The organism is Mycobacterium sp. MMS18-G62 (assembly GCF_053877835.1).
The window spans coordinates 515,950-536,110 of the sequence record NZ_CM132662.1; the positions used below are offsets into that span (position 1 = coordinate 515,950).

Consider the following 20,161-nt stretch of genomic DNA (forward strand, 5'->3'; position numbering starts at 1 on the left):
CCGCGCGGTCATCGTGTCGTGGGCGAGGACTGGCGACATGCTCAACGCAGTCATGGTGCTGGCCGATCAGGGGTTTCGCTGTCGGCGCGGACGGCTGGATGGGATCGGCGTCGGCGACGGGTGCGTGCCGACGGCTGCGCGTCGTGGACCACAACACAGCACCGGTCAGGCGCCGGATCGAGCTCGGCGTGCGCATGCGGGTGACCACACCCTGCGATGACCCCCTCGACGAGGCGTAAGTTCAGGCCGCACACCACGTCTCGGTGGTCGGCAGCGACCAAATGAAACGGGCAATTCCGTAGATCGATGCGGCCATCGTCATCGGCGTGGGGCAGGTAGCCGCAATTGCGCAGCGCGCCAACCACGCTTCCTCCGGTTTCCGCGCCGGCACGCCGGCCGGCCTCATGCGCTGCGCTGTTCACGGCCTGCTGCACCGCTCCGCTGGCGTCCTGTTCAACGGATGCGACGAGTAGGCGAGCCAGCAGTTCGTAATCCCGGGGCGGCACGCTGACGGTGATCTCCCGGGCGGCGCGGGTGTAGAGCTTGGCCGGGCGCCCGGCCCCCGGTCCCCCACGCCCAGCGGGCCGCTGGTAGCTGACGGTCAACAGTCCCACCTCGGCCAACTTGTCCAGGTGGTAGGCCGCCAGGGTGCGTCCGATCGACGCTGCGGCGGCGGCCTGCTCACGCGAAACCGGTCCGTCGCTCTCGATCACGTGCTCGTACAACTGCCGCCGCAACGGATCGTCCAGGTGACTCAGACCGTTCAGTGCGGCCAGGTCGGCAGGGCGGTTGATGGACATACGCCAACTCTAACACCAAAAAGTATTGACAAATAGGCGTCACCGGCAGATTCTAAAACTAGTCCTGATTGGTCTTACAAAGGAGATTGCGATGACCGCTTCAGCGCTACCCGCCTCAGCCGCCCACGCCTCCTCCGGGGTGCTACAGCGCGCCCGCTCCAATCCCGCCTACGCGGCGTTTCTGTTGCTGCGGATCGGATTCACGGTGTTGCCGATCGTGTTTGGCCTCGACAAATTCACGAACGTGCTCACCAAGTGGGAGGTCTACCTTGCTCCGTGGATCGTGGACATGAGCCCGATCAGCGCGCACCAGGTGATGCTGGTGGTCGGGGTAATCGAGATCGTGGCCGGCGTGGCCGTGGCGATCAAGCCGCGATACGCCGCCTACATCGTCGCGGCCTGGCTGGCCGGCATCATCGTCAACCTGCTGAGCTACCCCGGCTTCTACGACGTGGCGCTGCGTGACTTTGGCCTGCTGCTGGCCGCGCTCACCCTCGCTCGGCTGGCCTTTGTGTACGACCCGGCCTGGCATCGACGCGCCAGCTCGGGCACCGATACCCCGGCCGCGTAATCGACCGCACGTGCTGCCCTCCGTTCAGCCGGCGCCACCTACGCCTGCGACGGGTGAACGGAGGGACCCTCTCGTCTCCGGAAGGAACCCGCCATGCATTCCACCGCCGCTCTGCGGCTCATGCACGAATCACCCCGTCGCGATCTTGCCGCCGCGGAAGTCGCCGCCGCGGCATTCGTTCGGGCCCTGGGGATTTCACTGGATTCCGAAAGTCTTGCCGGCACACCCGCGCGGATGGCGCGCGGCTACGCCGAGCTGCTCACGCCCCGGACCTTTCGAGGCCGAGCACACCTGCATGACCCTGCGAGGCGTGCAGTCCGCCGGATCGGCAACTATCACCTCCACCCTTCTGGGCGCCCTGCGCGAAGACCCGCGATCACGCCAAGAGTTCTTCACGCTCACCGGCGCCAACACCTGACCAACAGGGAGATGTCATGACTCAACGACGAAACGTCAAGGCTCGCAGGATCTATGACCCCATACTGCCTGCGGATGGCACCCGAGTCCTCGTCGATCGCATCTGGCCGCGCGGTGTGAGTAAAGGCCGCGCGCATCTTGACGAATGGTGCAAGGACATCGCTCCGTCCACCGAACTGCGCAAGTGGTACAGCCACGACCCCGCGCTGTTCGAGGAGTTCGCTCACCGCTACCGCGACGAGCTGAGCGAGCCCACCCGCGCGGCCGCATTCGCGCATCTGCGCGATTTGGCGAAGGAAGGGCCGCTAACCCTGCTCACCGCCACCAAGAACGCCGACCTGAGCGAGGCCGCGGTCCTCGCCGATCTGGTCGGCTCGGGCCAACGCCGTCCCGAGGGGCGGGCGCCTCAATGACTATGCACCGGTGAGGCATTCACGTCGCAGGTGGCGCTTGCTCACGTCGCAACAGGTACCACCCCGCGCAGCCGCGACGCGATCAGCTCTCGCGGAAGCCGGCTCGGGCTGGGATAGGCGACGATGACCCTGCCGTGGTCGGGGTCGCAGCCCTCCACGAACGTCAACCCGTTCTCGGTATATGTATAGGTAGCCGGATCGTGGGCTCGCAGACGGCTGGTCACCCGCTCCAACTCAGCTTGGCTATCGGTGGCCCACATCAGGTATTCGATACCGATGGGGGCCAGCCGCGGCCGCCGAGACGGGCCCGCCGAGTGCAGGTAGATCTGAAACCCGTCCGGGGTCAACAGCAGCGCTGTGTCGGGTTCGCGCAGGGCGACCCGGCAGCAGAACACATCGCGATAGAAGCTCACCGATCGATCCAAGTCGGCTACCCGTATGACTGTCGAGGCGACCGTCGTTGTGACGCCACCGATGTGGGCTGGTTCAGTCGCCTGTGTCATGGACTCCACCTCAATCCATTTAGAGTATTTTACTCCTCTATAATAGCACTGCACGCTTTGAGTCGGAACAACTGAGTTGACGCGACAACCACGACCTTAGGTCCACCAGCGACGAACACGACGAGCGGTTAATTCACTGCGGACAGCGGCAATTCGACACGACACCGATGACGCATATGACGGTTGTGTCTTTCGATCACTTTTCGCTTAGGTGGGTGCCCCCGAGCCCGTCACCGGCTGTCGCGGCGCGGGGGCAGGGCCTTCGTCAAATGAGTCTCCGATCGGCACTTGCTCGCCGTGCTCATCCGCCGGAGGGGTTGTTCTTGGGTGCGGCCGGCGTTGCGCTTCCTGCGGCCACGTTGGAGTGTCCGTGGCGGCCGACGTGGGCTTCGGCGCGCATCCGGTCGCCCATGTGTGGGTAGTGCAGTTCGAAAGCGGGTCGCTCCGAACGGATCCGGGGCAATTCGGTGAAGTTGTGCCGTGGCGGTGGACAGGTCGTGACCCACTCCAGGGAGTTGCCGTAACCCCACGGGTCATCAACGACGACGACCTCGCCGTAGCGGTAACTCTTAAAGATGTTCCACACGAACGGCAGCATGGACGCCCCCAGGGTGAACGCCCCGATCGTCGACACGATGTTCAAAGTGGTGAACCCGTCGGCAGGCAGGTAGTCGGCGTAGCGGCGCGGCATGCCTTCGTTGCCCAGCCAGTGCTGCACCAAAAAGGTGGTGTGGAAGCCGATCAACGTCAGCCAGAAGTGCAGCTTGCCCAGCCGCTCGTCGAGCAGCCGGCCGGTCATCTTCGGGAACCAGAAGTAGATGCCGGCATAAGTGGCGAACACGATCGTGCCGAACAGCACGTAATGGAAGTGCGCGACCAGGAAATAGGTGTCGGTGACGTGGAAGTCGATCGGCGGGCTGGCCAGCATGACACCCGACAGACCGCCGAGCAGGAACGTGATCATGAAGCCCACCGAGAACAGCATCGGTGTCTCAAATGTCAACTGGCCGTGCCACATTGTGCCGATCCAGTTGAAGAACTTGATCCCGGTCGGGATCGCGATCAGATAGGACATGAACGAGAAGAACGGCAGCAGGACGGCGCCGGTTGCGAACATGTGGTGGGCCCACACCGCGGTCGACAGCGCGGCGATGCTCACGGTCGCGTACACCATGGTGGTGTAACCGAAGACAGGTTTGCGGCTGAACACCGGAACGATCTCGGTGATGATGCCGAAGAACGGGATCGCGACGATGTAGACCTCGGGATGACCGAAGAACCAGAACAGGTGCTGCCACAGGATCACTCCGCCGTTGGCCGGGTCATAGATGTGACCGCCCAAGTGCCGGTCGAACGCCAACCCCAGCAGCGCGGCCGTCAGGAGCGGGAACGCGATCAGCATCATGACGCTGGTGACCAGGATGTTCCAGGTGAAGATCGGCATCCGAAACATCGTCATCCCCGGCGCACGCATGCAGACCACGGTGGTGATCATGTTGACCGCGCCCAGGATGGTGCCCAGACCGGCGATGGCCAGCCCCATAATCCACAGATCGGCGCCCGCGCCCGGCGAATGCAGCGCGTCGCTGAGCGGCGTGTAGGCGGTCCACCCGAAGTCGGCCGCGCCCCCCGGGGTGAGGAACCCGCCGACGGTGACCAGCGCGCCGAACAGATACAGCCAATAACTGAGCGCATTGAGCCGCGGGAACGCCACGTCTGGCGCGCCGATCTGAAGCGGCAGAATGCAATTGGCGAAACCGAACACGATCGGGGTGGCATACAGCAACAGCATGATCGTGCCGTGCATGGTGAACAGCTGGTTGTACTGCTCATTGGACAAGAACTGCAACCCCGGCGCGCCCAGCTCAGAGCGCATCAGCAGCGCCATCAACCCGCCGGCCATGAAGAAGCCGACAGAGGTGACCGTGTACATGATGCCCAGCAGTTTGGGGTCGGTGGTCGTGAGCACGCGGTACACGAACGACCCCTTGACGCCCCGCCGCGGCGGGAACGGCCGGGTCGGTGCCAGTTCGACGACGGCGCTCACGGTGTACCCAGATCGGCGCGGGGATGGGCCATCTCGTGCGCCATGTGCACCACCACTTCCCATTGCCAAGATCCTATTTAACGGACTATAGCCCGTTAAATAGGATTGGGGTAAGCGGCGCAGGCACCAGCCCCCCGCGGCATGAGAGACCGCTGCCGCCTAGCGCACTGCCCCACCCATCGACGCGTTAACAATCGGCGCGTCAAAGCCGTTCGAACGCGAACACTCCGTCGACACGTTGTGACAGGGTTTCTCCGACGTCGATGACGTGGCGTCAGAGCAGGCCGGCGAGGTCGGGTTCGGTGATTCGGACGATCCGGATCCGCCACAGTCTGTCGGATTGGCTGCCCTCCAGATAGCGCCAGGCATACGCACCGGGGCGGTCGCGGGCGAACTCCTCGCGCAGGTGTATTGGGTCGTGACTGTTGACGAGTACGAACGACTCGCCGGCAGCCAGTGCGTCGAAGCGGGCGAAAATCATCGGGTGCCGTTGAGATTTGGGTATCTGCCGCACGTCGAGCTCGTCGGTGTCGGCCGCTGCATCCGCATCGTCGTAGAGGGTCATGGGCACATCCTATTCCTACAAGTGATAATTGGAGTAATGTCGTGGGCATGACATACGTGATCGGAGCGCCGTGCGTGGACATCAAGGACCGCGCCTGCGTGGATGAGTGCCCGGTGGACTGCATCTATGAGGGCGCACGGATGCTTTACATCCACCCTGACGAGTGTGTCGACTGCGGCGCGTGCGAGCCGGTATGCCCGGTTGAGGCGATCTACTACGAAGACGACGTGCCCGAACCGTTGCAGCCCTATATCGATGAAAACGTCAAGTTCTTCACCGACACCCTGCCCGGGCAGACCGATCCGCTGGGATCACCGGGAGGAGCCGCGAAACTCGGCGCCGTCGATGCCGACACCCCGATGGTGGCGGCACTGCCGCCGCAGGGCGACTGATGCCCACCGACGCAACATCTTCCGCACCGGGGATGGGTCCCCCGGGCCGCCGAGACGTCATTCTGCAGTTGCTGCGCGCCTCGGCCGAGCCGCGCAGCATCGCCAGCGTTGCCGATGAGCTCGGCGTGCACCCGAACACCGTTCGATTTCACATCGACGCGCTGCTGCGCGCGGGCCGCGTCGAACAAGTCCTCGGTGACTCCGCCGGTCGCGGCCGGCCCCCGATCCTGTTTCGCGCCAGCCGCAGGATGGACCCGACAGGGCCGACGAACTATCGGCTCCTGGCCAGCATTCTGACCGGCTATGTGGCCCGGGAACCCGATGCCGCCGGCATCGGGTTGCAGTTGGGCCGTTCTACGAGCCCGGCGCTGGTGCCATCGTCCGCGCAGCACCGCGCGCCGTCGAAAACCCGCGCGGTCACCGAATTAGTGGAGTTGTTGGCGGAGTTGGGTTTTGAGCCCGAACCCGCCGACGGCCGACGCGCGCGTGAGATCCGGTTGCGGCACTGCCCCTTTCAGAACCTGGCCGAACAACACGGCGAGGTGATCTGCTCTGTGCACCTGGGCCTGATGCAGGGTGCACTGAGCGCGATGCGGGCACCGGTCACCGTGGATCGTCTCGACCCGTTCGTCGAACCCGACTTGTGCGTGGCCCACCTCGCCCGCGCATCAACTCGTGATCGGGAATCGTTATGACCGAGCTCGCGATTCGGGTGGCTGCTGCGGCCGCGCTGGTCTGGCTGGGCATGGTGTTTGCGATCTCCTTCCTGGAAGCACCGCTAAAGTTTCGCGCCGAAGGCCTCGAGCTGCGGGTGGGCCTGGCCATCGGACGCATCGTGTTCCGGGCCCTCAACATCGCCGAAATCGTCTGGGCCGTGGTCATCGCGGTATGCCTGATCGTCACCGGAGCATCCGGTGCGGTGCTCGTACTCGCGGCGGTGACAGCTGTACTGCTCGGCGTCCAACTCCTATGGGTGCGGCCGAGGCTCAACCGTCGCTCAGCGCGTGTGCTCGCCGGCCACGACGCACCCCGCTCGCGCGCACACCACGCCTACATCGGGTTGGAGGCGCTCAAGGTCGCCGCCTTGGTCGGCCTTGGCGCCGCCCTCCTGGCGGGATGACGATCCCGCAACTCACCCACGAAGGAGAACACCATGACCGTTCATCAGCCGGCCCTCGAGGCGCTCGGCGATCACGACTATCTCCTCCGGTTTCGGCAGAACGAAGACACCGTCGTCGTGCGCGTGCACGCCGACCCTGCGGTGGTGGTGCAGATCGCCGACGACGAGCAGCGTGTCGTCGAGGCGACCGCGGCCTACCTGATCGCCCGTCAAAGCGCCGAGGACCTGCCCGAGCAGGTCGACCTCGACACGGTCGCCGCCGCCTACGACGGCTACGTCGCCGACCTTCACCACCAATTGACACCGCCATCGGGTCACTGACAACCGGAACGGCTCCCATGGACAAGGTTTCACTGACCGCACTCGCCCGACAGCATCTGGCCGCCGCGCATGACGCCCACAGCGGCCGCAGCGCGCACACCGTGTACGGCGGGCACCAACACACATTGCGACAAACCCTGATTGCCCTGACCGCGGGCACCAGCCTCGACGACCACGAAAGTCCTGGCGAGGCCACACTGCAGGTGTTGCACGGGCGGGTTCGGCTGACCAGTCCCGACACCAGCTGGGACGGCCGCCCCGGCGACCACCTCACCATCCCCTCCACCCGCCACGGCCTGCACGCCGTCGACGACTGCGTCGTCCTGCTCACCGTCGCCAAATCGGTTCAGCGCTACCGCGAAAGGGCCTATGACGACGATCTGCCTGGGCTATGAGTCGAACAGCCACTCGGAGGCTGCCATCGTGAACGGCTTCATGACCGACAACGACGATGCCGGCGATCACACCGATTCGACGGAGCTGTGATTCACCGACCGCTCGGTGAGCCGCTGGTTACGCTGGGTGATCGGTTCGGCCTGGGGAGCGGCTCGTGGTCACGTTAGACCGCCTGGTGAACGTGCTGGGAAGCTACGGCGTCCGGTTGCGGTTTTGCCCGATACCCCGGTCGACCGAGTTGCGCAGCGTCGTCATGCATGAGCGCCTCGAGGATCGCACCGTCGTCGGCGACGTGCTGCTGGGCGTCGGTGCGCGCTCGGTGAAAGAGGCGGTGCGCTGGGCCGCCTCAGCGCGGGCGGTTGTCGTGCTGATCCGCGAAGGCGACGATGACGACACCGCATTCTCCGGCGCCGCGGAGGGGATCGCGGTGATGGTGGTCGACCCGGCGATGACCTGGAGCGAGCTCGCCGCGGTCATCTACGGACTGGTCTTGGAGGGCCGCGAAACCGAATCCGGGCGTGGCCCAACGGATCTGTTCGCCCTCGCCGACAGTTTGGCGGACGCCACCGGCGGCGCGGTCATCATCGAGGACCGGCTCTCCCGCGTGCTGGCCTATTCCCGGCGCCAGCAAGACGCCGACCCAGCGCGGGTGGCGACCATCGTCGAGCGACAGGCACCCGAGCAGTTGCGCGCATTCTTCGACGCCCGCGGCGTGTACACCCATCTGGCGGCTTCCGACGAACCGCTGTTCGTCACCGGCGACCCGGATCACGGGATGACCGGGCGGATGGTGGTGGCGGTGCGGTCGGGACGTGAGCTGATGGGATCGGTGTGGGTGGAGTGTCGGGGGCCGTTGAAGGGGGCCGCGCTCACCGCGTTGGCCGACGGTGCCCGCACGGTGGCCCTGCACCTGTTGCGCTCGCGTGCCAGCGCGGATCTGGAGCGCCAGGTCGAATCCGAGCTGGTGATCCGGTTGCTGGAGGGCACCGCCGATGCTGCCACCGCGGCCAGCCGACTCGGCCTGCCCCACAACGTGTTACGGGTGATCGCGGTGCAGGCGTTCATCGGCGCCGAACGGGACGCCGCGCTGCTGTTGGCGTTCGAACGCGCCACCACCGGGTTCGGCTGGTCACGGCCCGGGCGCAGCGCGCTGGCCGGCAACACCGTCTACACCCTGCTGCCCGGCGACCAATCGGCGACGGCGCGCAAGTGGATTACCGGTCTGCAGGCAGCACTTCCCGAGCGGATGACCGTATTGGCCGGCATCAGCGGGCCCGCCGAGGTGGCCGACCTTGTCGCGGCCCGCCACGAGGCCGACGAGTGTCTGGCGCTGCACGAGATATGGCCCCCCGGCGGCACGCCGCCGGCCTACGACGAGTCCTGGGACGACATCCTGCTACAGCGGCTGCGCACAGCCGCGCGCTCAGGACGATCCCCCAACCGGGGACCGGTGGCCGAGCTGCGTCGCCACGACGCGGCCAACGCCACCGAATACGTGGTGACGCTGCGGGCCTGGCTGGAGGCCCAGGGCGACCCGACCGAAGCGGGCAACCGTCTGGGGGTGCACGAGAACACCGTGCGCTACCGGCTGCGCAAGATGGCCGAGATCACCAATCTGCAACTGGACGACGCGAAAAAGCGGTTGGCCATGATGATCGAACTCGCGGCCACCGACACCGACTGACCATGCGCTGTCGAAACACGACAAAGCGCCGCAGCGACGTTGTCTGACTGGGGTAAACCCTGCGGCAGCCCTCCACACCACCATGGAGATAACCGATGGTCGAGCCGTGGAGGTGGGTGATGGTCGCCAGGAAGCGACTCGACGCCACCGCTGCCGATCACGCCGGTAGGAATCGGGGCACCACCGGACGACGCCGACTCGCCGAGCGGGGATGTCGATGAAATCTCACGGTCCCCACGATCAACGCGGGACGGCCCACCGCAGTGCCGAGGAAGCCGCGATGGACACCTTCACCGTGCGCCTGCCCCGGTGGCCGGTGTTGCTGCGGCTGGCCGGCCGCGATCCACTGGTGCGCACCATCGATCGCATCGAAGCACTGGTCTTGGTGCTGACTGTCGCGGTGTCGCTGATTGCCGCCCCGATCGCCGCCACCGTGGGGACAGCGGTCTACGACTCGAGCCGCCGTACTTACGCCGAGCAGGCCCACACCCGCCACACCGTGGCCGCAACGGTCACCGACGTCCCTGCCTCCCAACAGATCTTGCGAACAGGAACCACCACCGCGTCGGCCCGATGGGCTGCGGCCGGCGCCGAACACACGGGTACAGTCGAGGCGCAATCAACCACCAAAACTGGTGACACCCTTGAGATCTGGGTCGACGCCAACGGAGCGCAGGCCCCTGCACCAGCCCCCACCAGCCGCGCCGCCGCCGAAGCAGCCATGGGCGCGCTGGTGATCTGGATATCCGCAGCCGCTATCGCAGCGACCCTGTTCACCGTTACCCGGGCCGTTTGTGACCGCATCCGCTTCACACGATGGCAATACGACCTCGACAACTTGGGCGGCAACGACGGGCACAAACCCAGCCACCCCTAAACGGCCGCCAATCCTCAAGTAGCCCATACATTCACGACTACAGAAGAGCCCGCTCATGTCCGCACCACCGTTGTCCTTCGACATCTCCCAAGCTCGCCGATGGACGATCGCGCATCCCGATTGCAGTTGAAGCCCGCGCACGGTTCTGCAGGTGTTGTGCAGGGCGGCTGGTGGCCGCTAACCGACCAGCTCTACATCGAACTTCGGCGCAGGGCGCGCGCAGCAAAGTACTGCCGGGCGTGCCGACGCGACCGAGGAGCAACTCGTGGTGGCTCTCGCCGCGCTCAAGAGGCCGCGTTGTCGGATCGCCACAATCTGACATCGGCTGCTTGTCGGAATCCAGCAAACGGCTCCCGCGTGGTGCAGGCCACCATGGAGATAGCAACGAGAGATGTGGAGGTTTGTGATGGGCGGCGGCGAGCGCATTGATGGCGGGCCCCGGTCGGCGATCGTGGTCGGTGCGGGCATCGTCGGGTTGTCGACGGCGTGGTTCCTGCAGGAGCGCGGGGTCGATGTCACCGTGGTGGACCGCACCGGCGTGGCCGCCGGCGCGTCGTGGGGCAACGCCGGCTGGATTTCGCCGGCGTTGACCCTTCCGCTGAACTCGCCGGGCGTGTTGCGCTACGGGCTGCGCTCGCTGCTCGACCCGGCCGCCCCGCTGCACATCCAGATGGCCGCCGACTCCGCGCTCGCGGTCTTCCTGATGCAGTTCGTCGCCAACTGCCGGCGTTCGTCGTGGAAGCGGGCGGTTCGCGCCAACGTGCCGCTCAACGAGGAAGCCATCGAAGCCTTCGACGTGCTCGTCGCAAACGGCGTGGACGCGCCGGTGACCGATGCCCCGATCACCGCGTTGTTCCGCAGCACAGAAGCCGCCGAGCGCATGGTGCGCGAGCTCCGCGCTCTCGAAACCGCCGGGCAGACAATGTCTGTCACCGGATTGACCGGCGAGGCACTTCGCGAACAAGTTCCCCTGGCCTCGCCGTCGATCATCGCCGCACTAAGCATCAACGGTCAACGCTTCGTCGACCCCGGCCGGTTCGTGCACGCGCTGGGACAAGCAGTCGCCGAGCGCGGCGCAACGCTGCGAACGTTGGAAGTTCGCAGCGTGTTCAGTTCCGGCAGCGGGGTGACGGTGTATCCGCGCGGCGGTAAGCCGTTAACCGCCGACACCGCGGTGATCGCCACCGGCGCATGGCTGTCGCGGCTGGTGGGCGGGCGGGTGCGCGTTCCGGTGCAGGCCGGTCGCGGCTACTCGTTCACCGTGCCGGTGGACCGCCCCATCCCCGGGCCCATCTATCTGCCCGACGTGCGGGTGGCGTGCACGCCCTACAACGGCGCACTGCGGGTGTCGGGAACCATGGAGTTCCGCCACCCGCACGAACCCGTGGTACCGGCACGGATAGGCGCCATCGTCGCCTCCGCCAGCTCATTGCTGGAGGGAGTGCGGTGGGCCGAACGCAGTGACATCTGGGTTGGTCCGCGCCCGGTCACCCCCGACGGCCGTCCCCTCATTGGGGAGATGTCGCGCGGTGTCTACGTCGCCGGCGGCCACGGCATGTGGGGACTGGCGCACGGCCCGGTGACCGGCCGGCTGCTGGCCGAACAGATCACCACCGGCAAGCTGCCCGAAGCCCTGCGCGACTTCGACCCGCTACGCCGAACTGGCCGCTAGAGCTCAGCTACCTCCCGCAGTCCACATCGCCCGTGATCCACCCTCGTGACGGGCGCCCGAGTCGTCAGGGGCGGCGCTTCCGCCACCGGCCCGCCCCTGACGACAACCCCCTACCTCGACGAAAAGGACACAACCGACAATGACTAGTACCGAACGTCTTTGGATGACACGTGAAGCCCACACTCGCCTGAAGACCGAACTGGCCGCCCTGCGTTCACGGCGCGGCATCGAAGTCCCCGATGACTTCATGGACTACGACGACAACCTCATGGCAGCCCACTCGGCGCGGCAAGCACGCATTCACCAGATTCAGGAGCTGTTAGGCAACGCGGTCGTCGGTGAGGATCCGCCCGATGACGGCATCGCCGAACCAGGAATGGTGCTGACCGTGCGCTACGACGACACCGGCGAGGTCGAAACCTTCCTGCTCGGCGTGCGTGGTGTCGAAGACGCCGACATCGACGTCTACTCAATGCAGTCCCCACTGGGCAGCGCGATCGCCGGCGCATGCGTCGGCGAACAACGCATCTACTCCATCCCCAGCGGAGCCAACCTACCCGTCACCCTGCTCAAGGCAGTCCCCTACGGAATGCACACGCCGAAATCCGCTCGGGCACAGACCCTTCCGCCGCGACGCACCAGCGCCGCTGCGCGGCCCGCGGCCAAGCGCACAACGACAGCACATCGCTCCGCAGCCGCAACCTAACGGGAGCTGGGCGCGATGAACAACACCGTTCCGCCGCTACCAGGCCACCGGTGCATGCCCGCCGCCCTATTGGGCGCAGCGAACGTTGCGCCGATAACACCGCCCACACCGAGACGTAAGCGAGTCGTCAAATACGGCACTGTGCTGAAGAACTCGCGCAACGAAAGGAACTGACATGGCCACGACTACACGGGTCTGGATCTCACCGCAGGCCCACGAGCGGCTGCACCGGGAACTGGACACGCTGCGTTTTCTGTTCTCCGCCGGAATCGCCGATGAGGACACCGACGAAAACGCAGCCGCCGTCAGACGCGCATGGGAGACACGAATGCAGCAGATTCATGACCTGCTGATCAACGCCGTCGTCGGCGAGGACCCACCCAACGACGGAATAGCCGAACCCGGCATGGTCGTCACCATCCGCCGCGACGCCACCGGGGACATCGAAACATTCCTACTGGGAGTACACGGCGCTGAATACGCCGACATGCCCGTCTACTCCATCGAATCACCGTTGGGCGCCGCCATCGCAGGGGCCCGCGCCGGTGAACGGCGCACCTACACCCTGCCCAATGGCATCCCCCTGGCGGTGACGCTCCTCAACGCAGTGCCCTACGGCCTTCACATCGATGCGCTGAACCAGCCTGCACCGCAATGAGATCGCACACCGATCAAAAGAGAACGCCCGCAGGCGGTTGAGAGGAAGTCCCGTGTCTCCAACAGCTCCCACGTTCGCCACGCTGAACGCCGAACTCAACAAGGCCCACCGCCGAATCCGCGAACTTGAAGGCCGCGAAACTGAGTTACTCGCCCAAAACAGAACCCTCTGTGCCGTCATCAACGAATTCATTCACGAGGATCACCTGCGCACCGGCGCCCAACTCACCTCGTCGCCCGGTGATGGCAGTGATGACAGGTTCGGCATCGGTGATCAGGTCGGCAGTCACACTAGCAAGTACCTCAGTCGTGCGAAGCGATCACCGGCTCCCGCGAAGCCTTCCGAGCTGGCGTCCGTATCCGGCACGCGCGCGGCTCGCATCAAAACGACGCGGTTCCCGTATGTTTAACCTCGATCCGATCGGGGCGGTGTTCCTCATAATCGCTGTGTTGTGGCTCATCGCCGCCGTCGCATACGGGCGTGACGACCGCTGACTAGGCGTGGGCCGCAACGGCGCCTTCGGCACGGATCTCCGGATACCAATGGTCCGCGTGACATCGAGCACGGAGATGACTGACCGGCCGATCTTGCGCTGTTCTACTGCGACAAAGACCAGCCCTGCAGTTGTCGAACGGCGGCAAGGCAGTCACGCAAATTCATACCACTATGGAAGATGTCCACCTTCGTTCACCGACGCAGTGGCTGTTGGGGACATCGAGCGCAACGACTGCGAACCCACGCACTCGACAACCCCAACACCCGAACATAACTCGCCGCGAATACACATCTCACAACAAGACGAGGCAGCACATGTTAACAATCACCGAGAACATCCACGACCTATCCGTGCGCCGGCCAGCCATAGGCACCCTGCGAATGCGGTTGAAGCCCGCACACCGGTCCTGCGGGTTTGTCCAGGGCGCCTGGTGGCCCCGATCAACGGAACTGACCAGCGAACTTCCCTCACTGCTGGCAGCACTCTCGCTACGTTTCGGCTCAATCGACAGCGTTGTCTACCACGAAAGTGACTGGTCCCCAGCACCACTGAGCATCAAACACCAGGGCAACCAGGTAATCGTCAGTGCCCATCAAGAGTGGCCCAACGTCATATCTGTGTTCGGACCGCGATTCGGGAGGTTGGACCTGCTGGTGGTACCGCCATACACCGAACCCACGCACGCCTACGACGTGGTGACAACGGCGACCAGCGTCAACGACGCATCCACACCCGACCAGCTACTCGGAATCACACGCCGCGCAGACGAACGCCTGCTGTCCCCCATCGCGCTTGAGCGATGGGAATCTGACGGGGGCGCAGTGCCGCCAGCCCGACCGTCTCAACTTGAGATACAGGACGCCTGAGCACTCGAGGCGCGCCAGATCGACTGCGGCAGCGACGCTCAAATCCCTATTCAGCCAATAGAATTCATAGGAGCCTCCGTGCATAGCCCAAGACTTCAGACGCAGAATTCAACTGCCCCAACTGAACTGACTACCCCCGGCTGCGCCGATGCAGGATCGAGCCTCAGCGGGTTAGTGAGGAGTACACCGAAATACTGGATCGGCTCGCCCGCACTGATAGCCGGCATCGGCGCCGTCGTGGCGTCGATCACGCTCGCTTCAACACCAGCTGGGCAAGTTCTCACATTAACGTTCGGGGCCTTCATAGCCCTCTTTGCGGTCCTGTCACTGCTGGCGCGTAATCAGACCCCCAGTCTTTGGGGGCTGTTCGTGGCCGGTTTCGTACTGTTCCTACTCCCCTGGCTGGGCGCAGGATTCGTCCCTGATCCAGCGGCCGCATGGACGGCGTGGGTGGTCGGATTCCTGGCCATGGTGCTCGGCGCGATCGGATGGCTAAGCAGCAGGCCGCCGACGGTATACGGCATCAACGAGAACACCAGCAGCCAGACGAAGCCCAGCGCTGTCGCCCGTTGTATCAGCATCGCAGCACTTGTCGTTGGGGTTGGCGCCGTGGTGCTGGGAGCCACGGTCGTGCAACCGTCCCCGGCCGCTGTCGCTGTCACAGTCGGGTTGGGCGGCTTCACGGCAGTGATCGCGATGTGGTCAATGCTCGCGGCCGACCCCACACGTGATTACTTCAGTCTGGCGGTTGTCGGGTCTGCGTTGTTCCTGGCCCCGTGGCTCGCCGGGTTCGCCGATAACGAGGCCGCATGGGCAGCCTGGGTCCCCGGCCTCACCGCCACAGCGCTCGGGGTGGCCGGATATCTACGCGGTGAAACCCTTAACTTCGCACGGACTGTCCGCGACGACGCCCACACGCGGTACCGCCAACAATTCGGCTGACTTCAACGGTCTCAGAGCAGACACGACGGACTTCGCGGAGCCACAGCCTAGGCGTTAGGTGACGACTCCTAGCCTGCGGTACGTCGCGCGTAGGCGCGCAGCGCGAACGGTGCGAAGACGGCCGTCAGCGCCAGTGACCACAGAATGGTCGCCAGCACCGGGTGATGCAGCGGCAGCTGGGCGCTCGCCGGTGCGGGCCCTCCGTTGCCCCACAGCTCGCGCATCGCCTGCGCCAGCGATGACACGGGGTTCCACTCCGCCATCACTCGCAGCCAATGCTGCATCGGCTCGGTAGGCGCAAAGGTGTTGGCCAGGAACGTGATCGGGAACAAGACGGTGAACATCACTCCGTTGACGGCTTCAACCGACCGCATCACCGAGCCGATGAGGATGCCGAACCAGATCATCGCGAATCCGAACAGAAGGATCAACGCGAATGCGAGCACGGCCGCGGCGACGCTGCCGCGAATCCGCCACCCGATGGCCAGCCCCGTCACCGCCATCACCGCCACGCCGATCGTCGAATGCAGCAGGCTCGCCACGCTGCGGCCGATCAACACCGACGACCGTGAGATCGGCAGCGACCGAAATCGGTCGATGATGCCCTTCTCCACGTCGGCGGTGATCCCCGACGCCACCACGAAGGCGGTGAACACGATGGTCTGTGCCTGGATCCCAGGCAGCAGGAACTCCCGGTACGACGCGCCGCCGCCAGTGGCGATGGACGCGCCAAACACAAACGCGAACAGCAGCACGAACATGATTGGCTGGACCGTGACGTCGCTCAGCATTTCGGGCATGCGCTTGGTGTGGATCATGTTGCGTTTCACCATGATCCACGACTGCTGCGCGATATTGGTGCGGTGGGTTCGCACAGGTTCCAGCTTGACGCGCGGCGGCGTCTCGACGGCGGTCATGCCTGTACCTCTTCCTCTTCGGTGCGATGGCCGGTCAGCGAGAGAAACACGTCGTCGAGGCTGGGCCTTGACAGCCCGATGTCGTCGACGTCGATGTCGCTGTCGCGTAGCCAGCCCGCGACGCGGACCATGTCGGCCAGCCCGTCGGCGGCCGCGGTGAGCTGGCGCGCACCGGCGTCGACGAACACTTCGGCACCGGTCTTGGCGAGCAGCGCCTGCGCGGCTGGCAGGTCGCCGGCGTCGGTGACAGTGACGATCAGGCTGGCGTTGCCCGCTTGCTGCTTGAGCTGCAGCGGCGAGCCCTCGGCGATGATGCGGCCCTTGTCGATCACCACGATGTTGTCGGCGAGCTGATCGGCTTCCTCCAGATACTGCGTGGTCAGCAGCAGCGTGGTGCCCTGCTCGACCAGCCCGCGCAGCACGTCCCACAAGTCGCTGCGGCTGCGGGGATCCAGCCCGGTCGTGGGCTCATCGAGGAACAGCACCGGCGGCGACGCCAGCAGGCTGACGGCCAGGTCGAGCCTGCGGCGCATGCCCCCGGAATACGACTTGACGACGCGGTCGGCGGCATCGGCGATCGAAAACTGTTCCAGCAGTTGATCTCCCAGCCTCGCGAGCTCTTTGCGCCGGATGCCGTACAGACCGCCGATCATCCGGATGTTCTCCCGGCCGGTGAGCAATTCGTCGACGGTGGCCACCTGGCCGGTGAGGCCCATGCTGCGGCGCACCTTGTCGGGCTCACGGCGGACGTCGTAGCCGGCCACCCGCGCCGTGCCGCCGGTGGGCTCCGTCAGCGTGGTCATCATCCGCACCGTGGTGGTCTTGCCCGCGCCGTTGGGGCCGAGCAACCCCAGCACGGTACCCGGCGGAACCGCGAAGCTGACATGGTCGACGGCCGTGTTCTCGCCGAAGCGCTTCACGAGGTCGATCGCCTCGATGGCGGGTGTGGGCATGCCACCGACCGTATCGGCGCCCCCCGACATCAAGCCAGCGATTTCCGGCAACGCGGACTAAATGGCCCGCTCACGGGGTACAACGAACGATATGACGAGCCATCGTCCGAGGAGTTGCCGTCATGGAATGGTTTGCGGCACCCGAATATTGGCTGGCTAGACAAGTCCTGCAGCGCGGCGTCGCGGCGATCTATCTGATCGCCTTCATCGCGGCGGCCCGACAGTTCCGTGCGCTGATGGGCGAACACGGGATGCTCCCCATCCCGCGCTTCGTGGCCCGGCAGAAATTCGGGAGGACGCCGAGCATCTTTCACTTCCACTACTCCGACCGGTTCTTCGCCGCGGTGTGCTGGTTCGGCGCCGCCCTGTCGGCGGCAATCCTTGCCGGTGCAATCGATTTGGTGCCGCTATGGGCCGCGATGCTCGGATGGCTGGTCCTGTGGGTGCTCTACCTGTCGATCGTCAACGTCGGGCAGAGGTGGTACGGATTCGGTTGGGAGTCTTTGCTCTTGGAGGCCGGCTTTCTGGCCATCTTCCTCGGCAACGACGACACGGCGCCGCCGCTGCTCGTGCTGTTCCTCATGCGGTGGCTGCTCTTCCGCGTCGAGTTCGGCGCCGGACTCATCAAATTGCGCGGCGACCGGTGCTGGCGCGACCTGACGTGCCTGTACTACCACCATGAGACACAACCGATGCCGGGGCCGCTGAGCTGGTTCTTCCATCACCTGCCCAAGCCGTTGCACCGGGTGGAGGTGGCCGGCAACCACTTCGCGCAATTGGTCGTGCCCTTCGCGCTGTTCGCCCCGCAGCCGGCGGCGAGCGTGGCCGCCGCGATCGTCGTCGTCACGCAAATGTGGCTGGTGATCTCAGGCAACTTCGCCTGGCTGAACTGGATCACGATCATCCTGGCCTTCAGTGCGATCGACCAATCCTCGTTCGCGGCGGTCCTGCCGATCCCTGACCCGCCCGCACTGCCCGGCCCGCCGCTGTGGTTCGCCGCCGTGGTCATCGCCGTCACGGCGGTGCTGGCCGTCCTGAGCTACTGGCCCGTGCGCAACATGATCTCGAGCCATCAGCGCATGAATGCGTCTTTCAACCCCTACCACCTCGTCAACACCTTCGGCGCCTTCGGCAGCGTCGGCCGCATCCGCTACGAGGTGGTGATCGAAGGCACCGACGAGCACGACATCACGGGCGAGACGGTGTGGAAGGAATACGGATTCAAGGGCAAACCCGGCGATCTGCACCGGCTACCGCGCCAGTGGGCGCCCTATCATCTGCGGCTGGACTGGCTGATGTGGTTCGCCGCGCTGTCACCGGCCTACGCGATGGATTGGCTCGGCCCGTTCGTCGTGCGGCTGTTGCGAAACGATGCTCCGACGCTGCACCTCTTGCGGCACAATCCATTTCCCGAGTCGCCGCCGCAATATGTGCGGGCACAGCTGTATCAGTACCGGTTCAGCACCTGGCAAGAGTTGAGGCGCGAGCACCTGTGGTGGCACCGGAGCCTGCTCGGTGAATACCTACCACCAATCGCACTCAACGAGGCGGGGTCGCGCTCTCCACGGTGAGCGATGAAAGACGGGCACCAGAAAGTGTCCCGTCTGGCCGCGGTCGCTGCCCATACCGACAGCGCAGCCATCCAGGCCGCGACCAAAGAACAGGAACCACAGCATGAAGACCACATCCACAAGAGCGAAAATGATTTCGGCACTGGGGGCCGCCGCGGTCGCCATCGCAGCACCCGCTGCAGTGCTGTTCGCCAGCGTCGGAACTGCCCACGCCGACGACGTGTGCACCACTCCCTACAACGAGGGCTACTTGGACGGCTCGTTCGGCGGCGTCGGCAAGTGCTATCTGGACCCGTCGAAGCAATCCTCGTACGACTCAGGTTTCGCGGACGGTTCGGCCGGACGGCCATCGAACCCGCCCGCTCCCTGGCCAACGATTCGTCCCAATCCCGGAGAAATTCCGCAGACGTCGATGAGCCCATGGGATGGAACTACCGGCAGTGGGATGCCTGAGCCTCCGGAATTCCCCGAATACCATGAGCCGCTCGAGCCGTACACGCCTGCTGAGCAGCCATGGGCCGAGATTGAGCCTCCGGTCATTCCCTGAGGTGGATTCCAGGCCAGCGCAGGACATGAGAACGCGCGGATCGGTCGTCGCCACGACCGGTCCGCGCGTTCGTCGGACCACTGCGTTATTTGCCTGCGGCCGTGAGCTTTTCGCTCAGCGCTTGCAGTTGCCGCCGGGTGTACCAGAAGAGCCCGATGCCCAGTACTGCGAGTACGAACGCGGAGACAGCGGCCCACAACGGCCCAGTGAAGATGCCCTGGACGCCGATCACCAGACCCCAGATGAAGACGGGGAACAGCGAGCGCCTGTTGGTCTTGAGGTCGCGGCCAATCCAATCGGGCCAGCGGCTGACGTCGCCGGACGGCTGACCCGACGCGACGGCGTTGTGATATCTGGCCAGTTCGGCACCATCGGCACTATGCGTCGACCGCGAGCTCAGCAGCGACGTGGACGCGCCCACCACCACGCCGACCACCACAGTGGTGATCCAGAAGTGGCCGACCGGGGCGCCCGCTATTTCTCCGCCGTTTCGCGCCGCGATGACAGCCACGGTACTGGCACAAATCAATCCCGCGTAGATCGCCAAGGCGATGAATCGCACTGGTAGCGGCAGCCTTGTCAAGATGAGATTCATCAGTGTTCCTCGTCGTGTCGGGCCGGTCACTGTCTCCGGCAGCGGTGCTGCTGGCGGGTCGCCAGTCACCTGGTAAGGGCCATCAGTGCGCTCAAGTCGGACAGTTTTTCTGCAGCGAATTTCGGCTGAGCG

General features: G+C 65.2%; 24 protein-coding genes and 1 pseudogene. 17 read left to right on the plus strand and 8 right to left on the minus strand.

All coding sequences use genetic code 11. From position 1 onward, the window contains the following. Nucleotides 1–50: 50 nt before the first annotated feature. On the minus strand, nucleotides 51–800 hold the full coding sequence (locus tag ACWW36_RS02550) for a helix-turn-helix transcriptional regulator (RefSeq protein ID WP_456140047.1): 750 nt from the start codon (nucleotides 798–800) through the stop codon (nucleotides 51–53). Nucleotides 801–891: 91 nt separating this feature from the next. On the opposite strand from ACWW36_RS02550, the gene ACWW36_RS02555 reads away from it, so the two are divergent. The 3 genes and pseudogenes from ACWW36_RS02555 to ACWW36_RS02565 all read left to right on the plus strand — a co-directional run bounded on the left by ACWW36_RS02555 (nucleotide 892) and on the right by ACWW36_RS02565 (nucleotide 2,201). Further along, on the plus strand, nucleotides 892–1,371 hold the full coding sequence (locus tag ACWW36_RS02555) for a hypothetical protein (RefSeq protein ID WP_456140048.1): 480 nt from the start codon (nucleotides 892–894) through the stop codon (nucleotides 1,369–1,371). Between the two features lie 93 nt (nucleotides 1,372–1,464). After that, nucleotides 1,465–1,789, plus strand: a pseudogene (locus ACWW36_RS02560) (GTP cyclohydrolase I). A 16-nt stretch (nucleotides 1,790–1,805) separates the two neighbouring features. Beyond that, nucleotides 1,806–2,201: a DUF488 domain-containing protein gene (locus tag ACWW36_RS02565; RefSeq protein ID WP_456140049.1), complete on the plus strand. Its 396-nt coding sequence runs from the start codon at nucleotides 1,806–1,808 to the stop codon at nucleotides 2,199–2,201. Nucleotides 2,202–2,242: 41 nt separating this feature from the next. Here the strand turns inward: ACWW36_RS02565 and ACWW36_RS02570 are convergent, their stop codons facing one another. From ACWW36_RS02570 to ACWW36_RS02580, 3 genes are all read right to left on the minus strand, one after another. Continuing rightward, complete coding sequence (locus tag ACWW36_RS02570; protein ID WP_456140050.1) at nucleotides 2,243–2,704, minus strand: VOC family protein; 462 nt, start codon at nucleotides 2,702–2,704, stop codon at nucleotides 2,243–2,245. Between the two features lie 301 nt (nucleotides 2,705–3,005). Beyond that, complete coding sequence (ctaD, locus tag ACWW36_RS02575; RefSeq protein ID WP_456140051.1) at nucleotides 3,006–4,751, minus strand: aa3-type cytochrome oxidase subunit I; 1,746 nt, start codon at nucleotides 4,749–4,751, stop codon at nucleotides 3,006–3,008. Nucleotides 4,752–5,025: 274 nt separating this feature from the next. Beyond that, nucleotides 5,026–5,316, minus strand: a complete 291-nt coding sequence (locus tag ACWW36_RS02580; RefSeq protein ID WP_456140052.1) for a DUF2249 domain-containing protein — start codon at nucleotides 5,314–5,316, stop codon at nucleotides 5,026–5,028. 47 nt (nucleotides 5,317–5,363) lie between these two features. On the opposite strand from ACWW36_RS02580, the gene fdxA reads away from it, so the two are divergent. The 10 genes from fdxA (at nucleotide 5,364) to ACWW36_RS02630 (ending at nucleotide 13,142) form a co-directional block, all read left to right on the plus strand. Further along, on the plus strand, nucleotides 5,364–5,708 hold the full coding sequence (gene fdxA, locus ACWW36_RS02585; RefSeq protein WP_456140053.1) for a ferredoxin: 345 nt from the start codon (nucleotides 5,364–5,366) through the stop codon (nucleotides 5,706–5,708). Next, entirely contained in the window at nucleotides 5,708–6,403 is a 696-nt protein-coding gene (locus ACWW36_RS02590; RefSeq protein WP_456140054.1) for a helix-turn-helix transcriptional regulator, read from the plus strand. The genes fdxA and ACWW36_RS02590 overlap by 1 nt, the downstream gene beginning before the upstream one ends. After that, the gene (locus ACWW36_RS02595; protein ID WP_456140055.1) at nucleotides 6,400–6,828 is read left to right on the plus strand and encodes a hypothetical protein; all 429 of its coding nucleotides are present in this window, start codon (nucleotides 6,400–6,402) and stop codon (nucleotides 6,826–6,828) included. The genes ACWW36_RS02590 and ACWW36_RS02595 overlap by 4 nt, the downstream gene beginning before the upstream one ends. 33 nt (nucleotides 6,829–6,861) lie before the next feature. Next, nucleotides 6,862–7,149 carry a hypothetical protein gene (locus ACWW36_RS02600; protein ID WP_456140056.1) on the plus strand — a complete coding sequence of 96 codons (288 nt, stop codon included), beginning with the start codon at nucleotides 6,862–6,864 and terminating at the stop codon, nucleotides 7,147–7,149. A gap of 17 nt (nucleotides 7,150–7,166) precedes the next feature. Beyond that, nucleotides 7,167–7,544, plus strand: a complete 378-nt coding sequence (locus ACWW36_RS02605) for a cupin domain-containing protein (RefSeq protein ID WP_456140057.1) — start codon at nucleotides 7,167–7,169, stop codon at nucleotides 7,542–7,544. A 155-nt stretch (nucleotides 7,545–7,699) separates the two neighbouring features. Then, nucleotides 7,700–9,229, plus strand: a complete 1,530-nt coding sequence (locus tag ACWW36_RS02610) for a PucR family transcriptional regulator (RefSeq protein ID WP_456140058.1) — start codon at nucleotides 7,700–7,702, stop codon at nucleotides 9,227–9,229. A gap of 217 nt (nucleotides 9,230–9,446) precedes the next feature. Beyond that, complete coding sequence (locus ACWW36_RS02615) at nucleotides 9,447–10,106, plus strand: Rv1733c family protein (RefSeq protein ID WP_456140059.1); 660 nt, start codon at nucleotides 9,447–9,449, stop codon at nucleotides 10,104–10,106. Between the two features lie 406 nt (nucleotides 10,107–10,512). Then, entirely contained in the window at nucleotides 10,513–11,778 is a 1,266-nt protein-coding gene (locus tag ACWW36_RS02620; RefSeq protein ID WP_456142341.1) for an NAD(P)/FAD-dependent oxidoreductase, read from the plus strand. A gap of 139 nt (nucleotides 11,779–11,917) precedes the next feature. Next, on the plus strand, nucleotides 11,918–12,484 hold the full coding sequence (locus ACWW36_RS02625) for a GreA/GreB family elongation factor (protein ID WP_456140060.1): 567 nt from the start codon (nucleotides 11,918–11,920) through the stop codon (nucleotides 12,482–12,484). A gap of 175 nt (nucleotides 12,485–12,659) precedes the next feature. After that, nucleotides 12,660–13,142, plus strand: coding sequence for a GreA/GreB family elongation factor (locus tag ACWW36_RS02630; protein WP_456140061.1), 483 nt, complete (start codon nucleotides 12,660–12,662; stop codon nucleotides 13,140–13,142). A 145-nt stretch (nucleotides 13,143–13,287) separates the two neighbouring features. Here the strand turns inward: ACWW36_RS02630 and ACWW36_RS02635 are convergent, their stop codons facing one another. Beyond that, a complete protein-coding gene (locus ACWW36_RS02635; RefSeq protein ID WP_456140062.1) occupies nucleotides 13,288–13,431 on the minus strand; it encodes a hypothetical protein in 144 nt (47 codons plus the stop codon). Between the two features lie 587 nt (nucleotides 13,432–14,018). Between ACWW36_RS02635 and ACWW36_RS02640 the strand changes: the two genes are divergently transcribed. Then, on the plus strand, nucleotides 14,019–14,504 hold the full coding sequence (locus ACWW36_RS02640) for a DUF5994 family protein (protein ID WP_456140063.1): 486 nt from the start codon (nucleotides 14,019–14,021) through the stop codon (nucleotides 14,502–14,504). 369 nt (nucleotides 14,505–14,873) lie between these two features. Continuing rightward, a complete protein-coding gene (locus tag ACWW36_RS02645; RefSeq protein WP_456140064.1) occupies nucleotides 14,874–15,446 on the plus strand; it encodes a hypothetical protein in 573 nt (190 codons plus the stop codon). 68 nt (nucleotides 15,447–15,514) lie between these two features. Here the strand turns inward: ACWW36_RS02645 and ACWW36_RS02650 are convergent, their stop codons facing one another. Beyond that, nucleotides 15,515–16,363, minus strand: a complete 849-nt coding sequence (locus tag ACWW36_RS02650; RefSeq protein WP_456140065.1) for an ABC transporter permease — start codon at nucleotides 16,361–16,363, stop codon at nucleotides 15,515–15,517. Further along, nucleotides 16,360–17,346: an ATP-binding cassette domain-containing protein gene (locus tag ACWW36_RS02655; protein ID WP_456140066.1), complete on the minus strand. Its 987-nt coding sequence runs from the start codon at nucleotides 17,344–17,346 to the stop codon at nucleotides 16,360–16,362. The genes ACWW36_RS02650 and ACWW36_RS02655 overlap by 4 nt, the downstream gene beginning before the upstream one ends. 92 nt (nucleotides 17,347–17,438) lie before the next feature. Here ACWW36_RS02655 and ACWW36_RS02660 point away from each other — a divergent pair, with 92 nt between their 5' ends. Both ACWW36_RS02660 and ACWW36_RS02665 read left to right on the plus strand, forming a co-directional pair. Continuing rightward, nucleotides 17,439–18,887: a lipase maturation factor family protein gene (locus ACWW36_RS02660; RefSeq protein ID WP_456140067.1), complete on the plus strand. Its 1,449-nt coding sequence runs from the start codon at nucleotides 17,439–17,441 to the stop codon at nucleotides 18,885–18,887. Nucleotides 18,888–18,990: 103 nt separating this feature from the next. Then, a complete protein-coding gene (locus ACWW36_RS02665) occupies nucleotides 18,991–19,434 on the plus strand; it encodes a hypothetical protein (RefSeq protein ID WP_456140068.1) in 444 nt (147 codons plus the stop codon). 85 nt (nucleotides 19,435–19,519) lie between these two features. On the opposite strand, the gene ACWW36_RS02670 is transcribed toward ACWW36_RS02665, so the two are convergent. Continuing rightward, nucleotides 19,520–20,029 (minus strand): hypothetical protein, encoded by a 510-nt coding sequence (locus tag ACWW36_RS02670; protein ID WP_456140069.1) that lies wholly within the window; start codon nucleotides 20,027–20,029, stop codon nucleotides 19,520–19,522. Nucleotides 20,030–20,161: the final 132 nt, after the last annotated feature.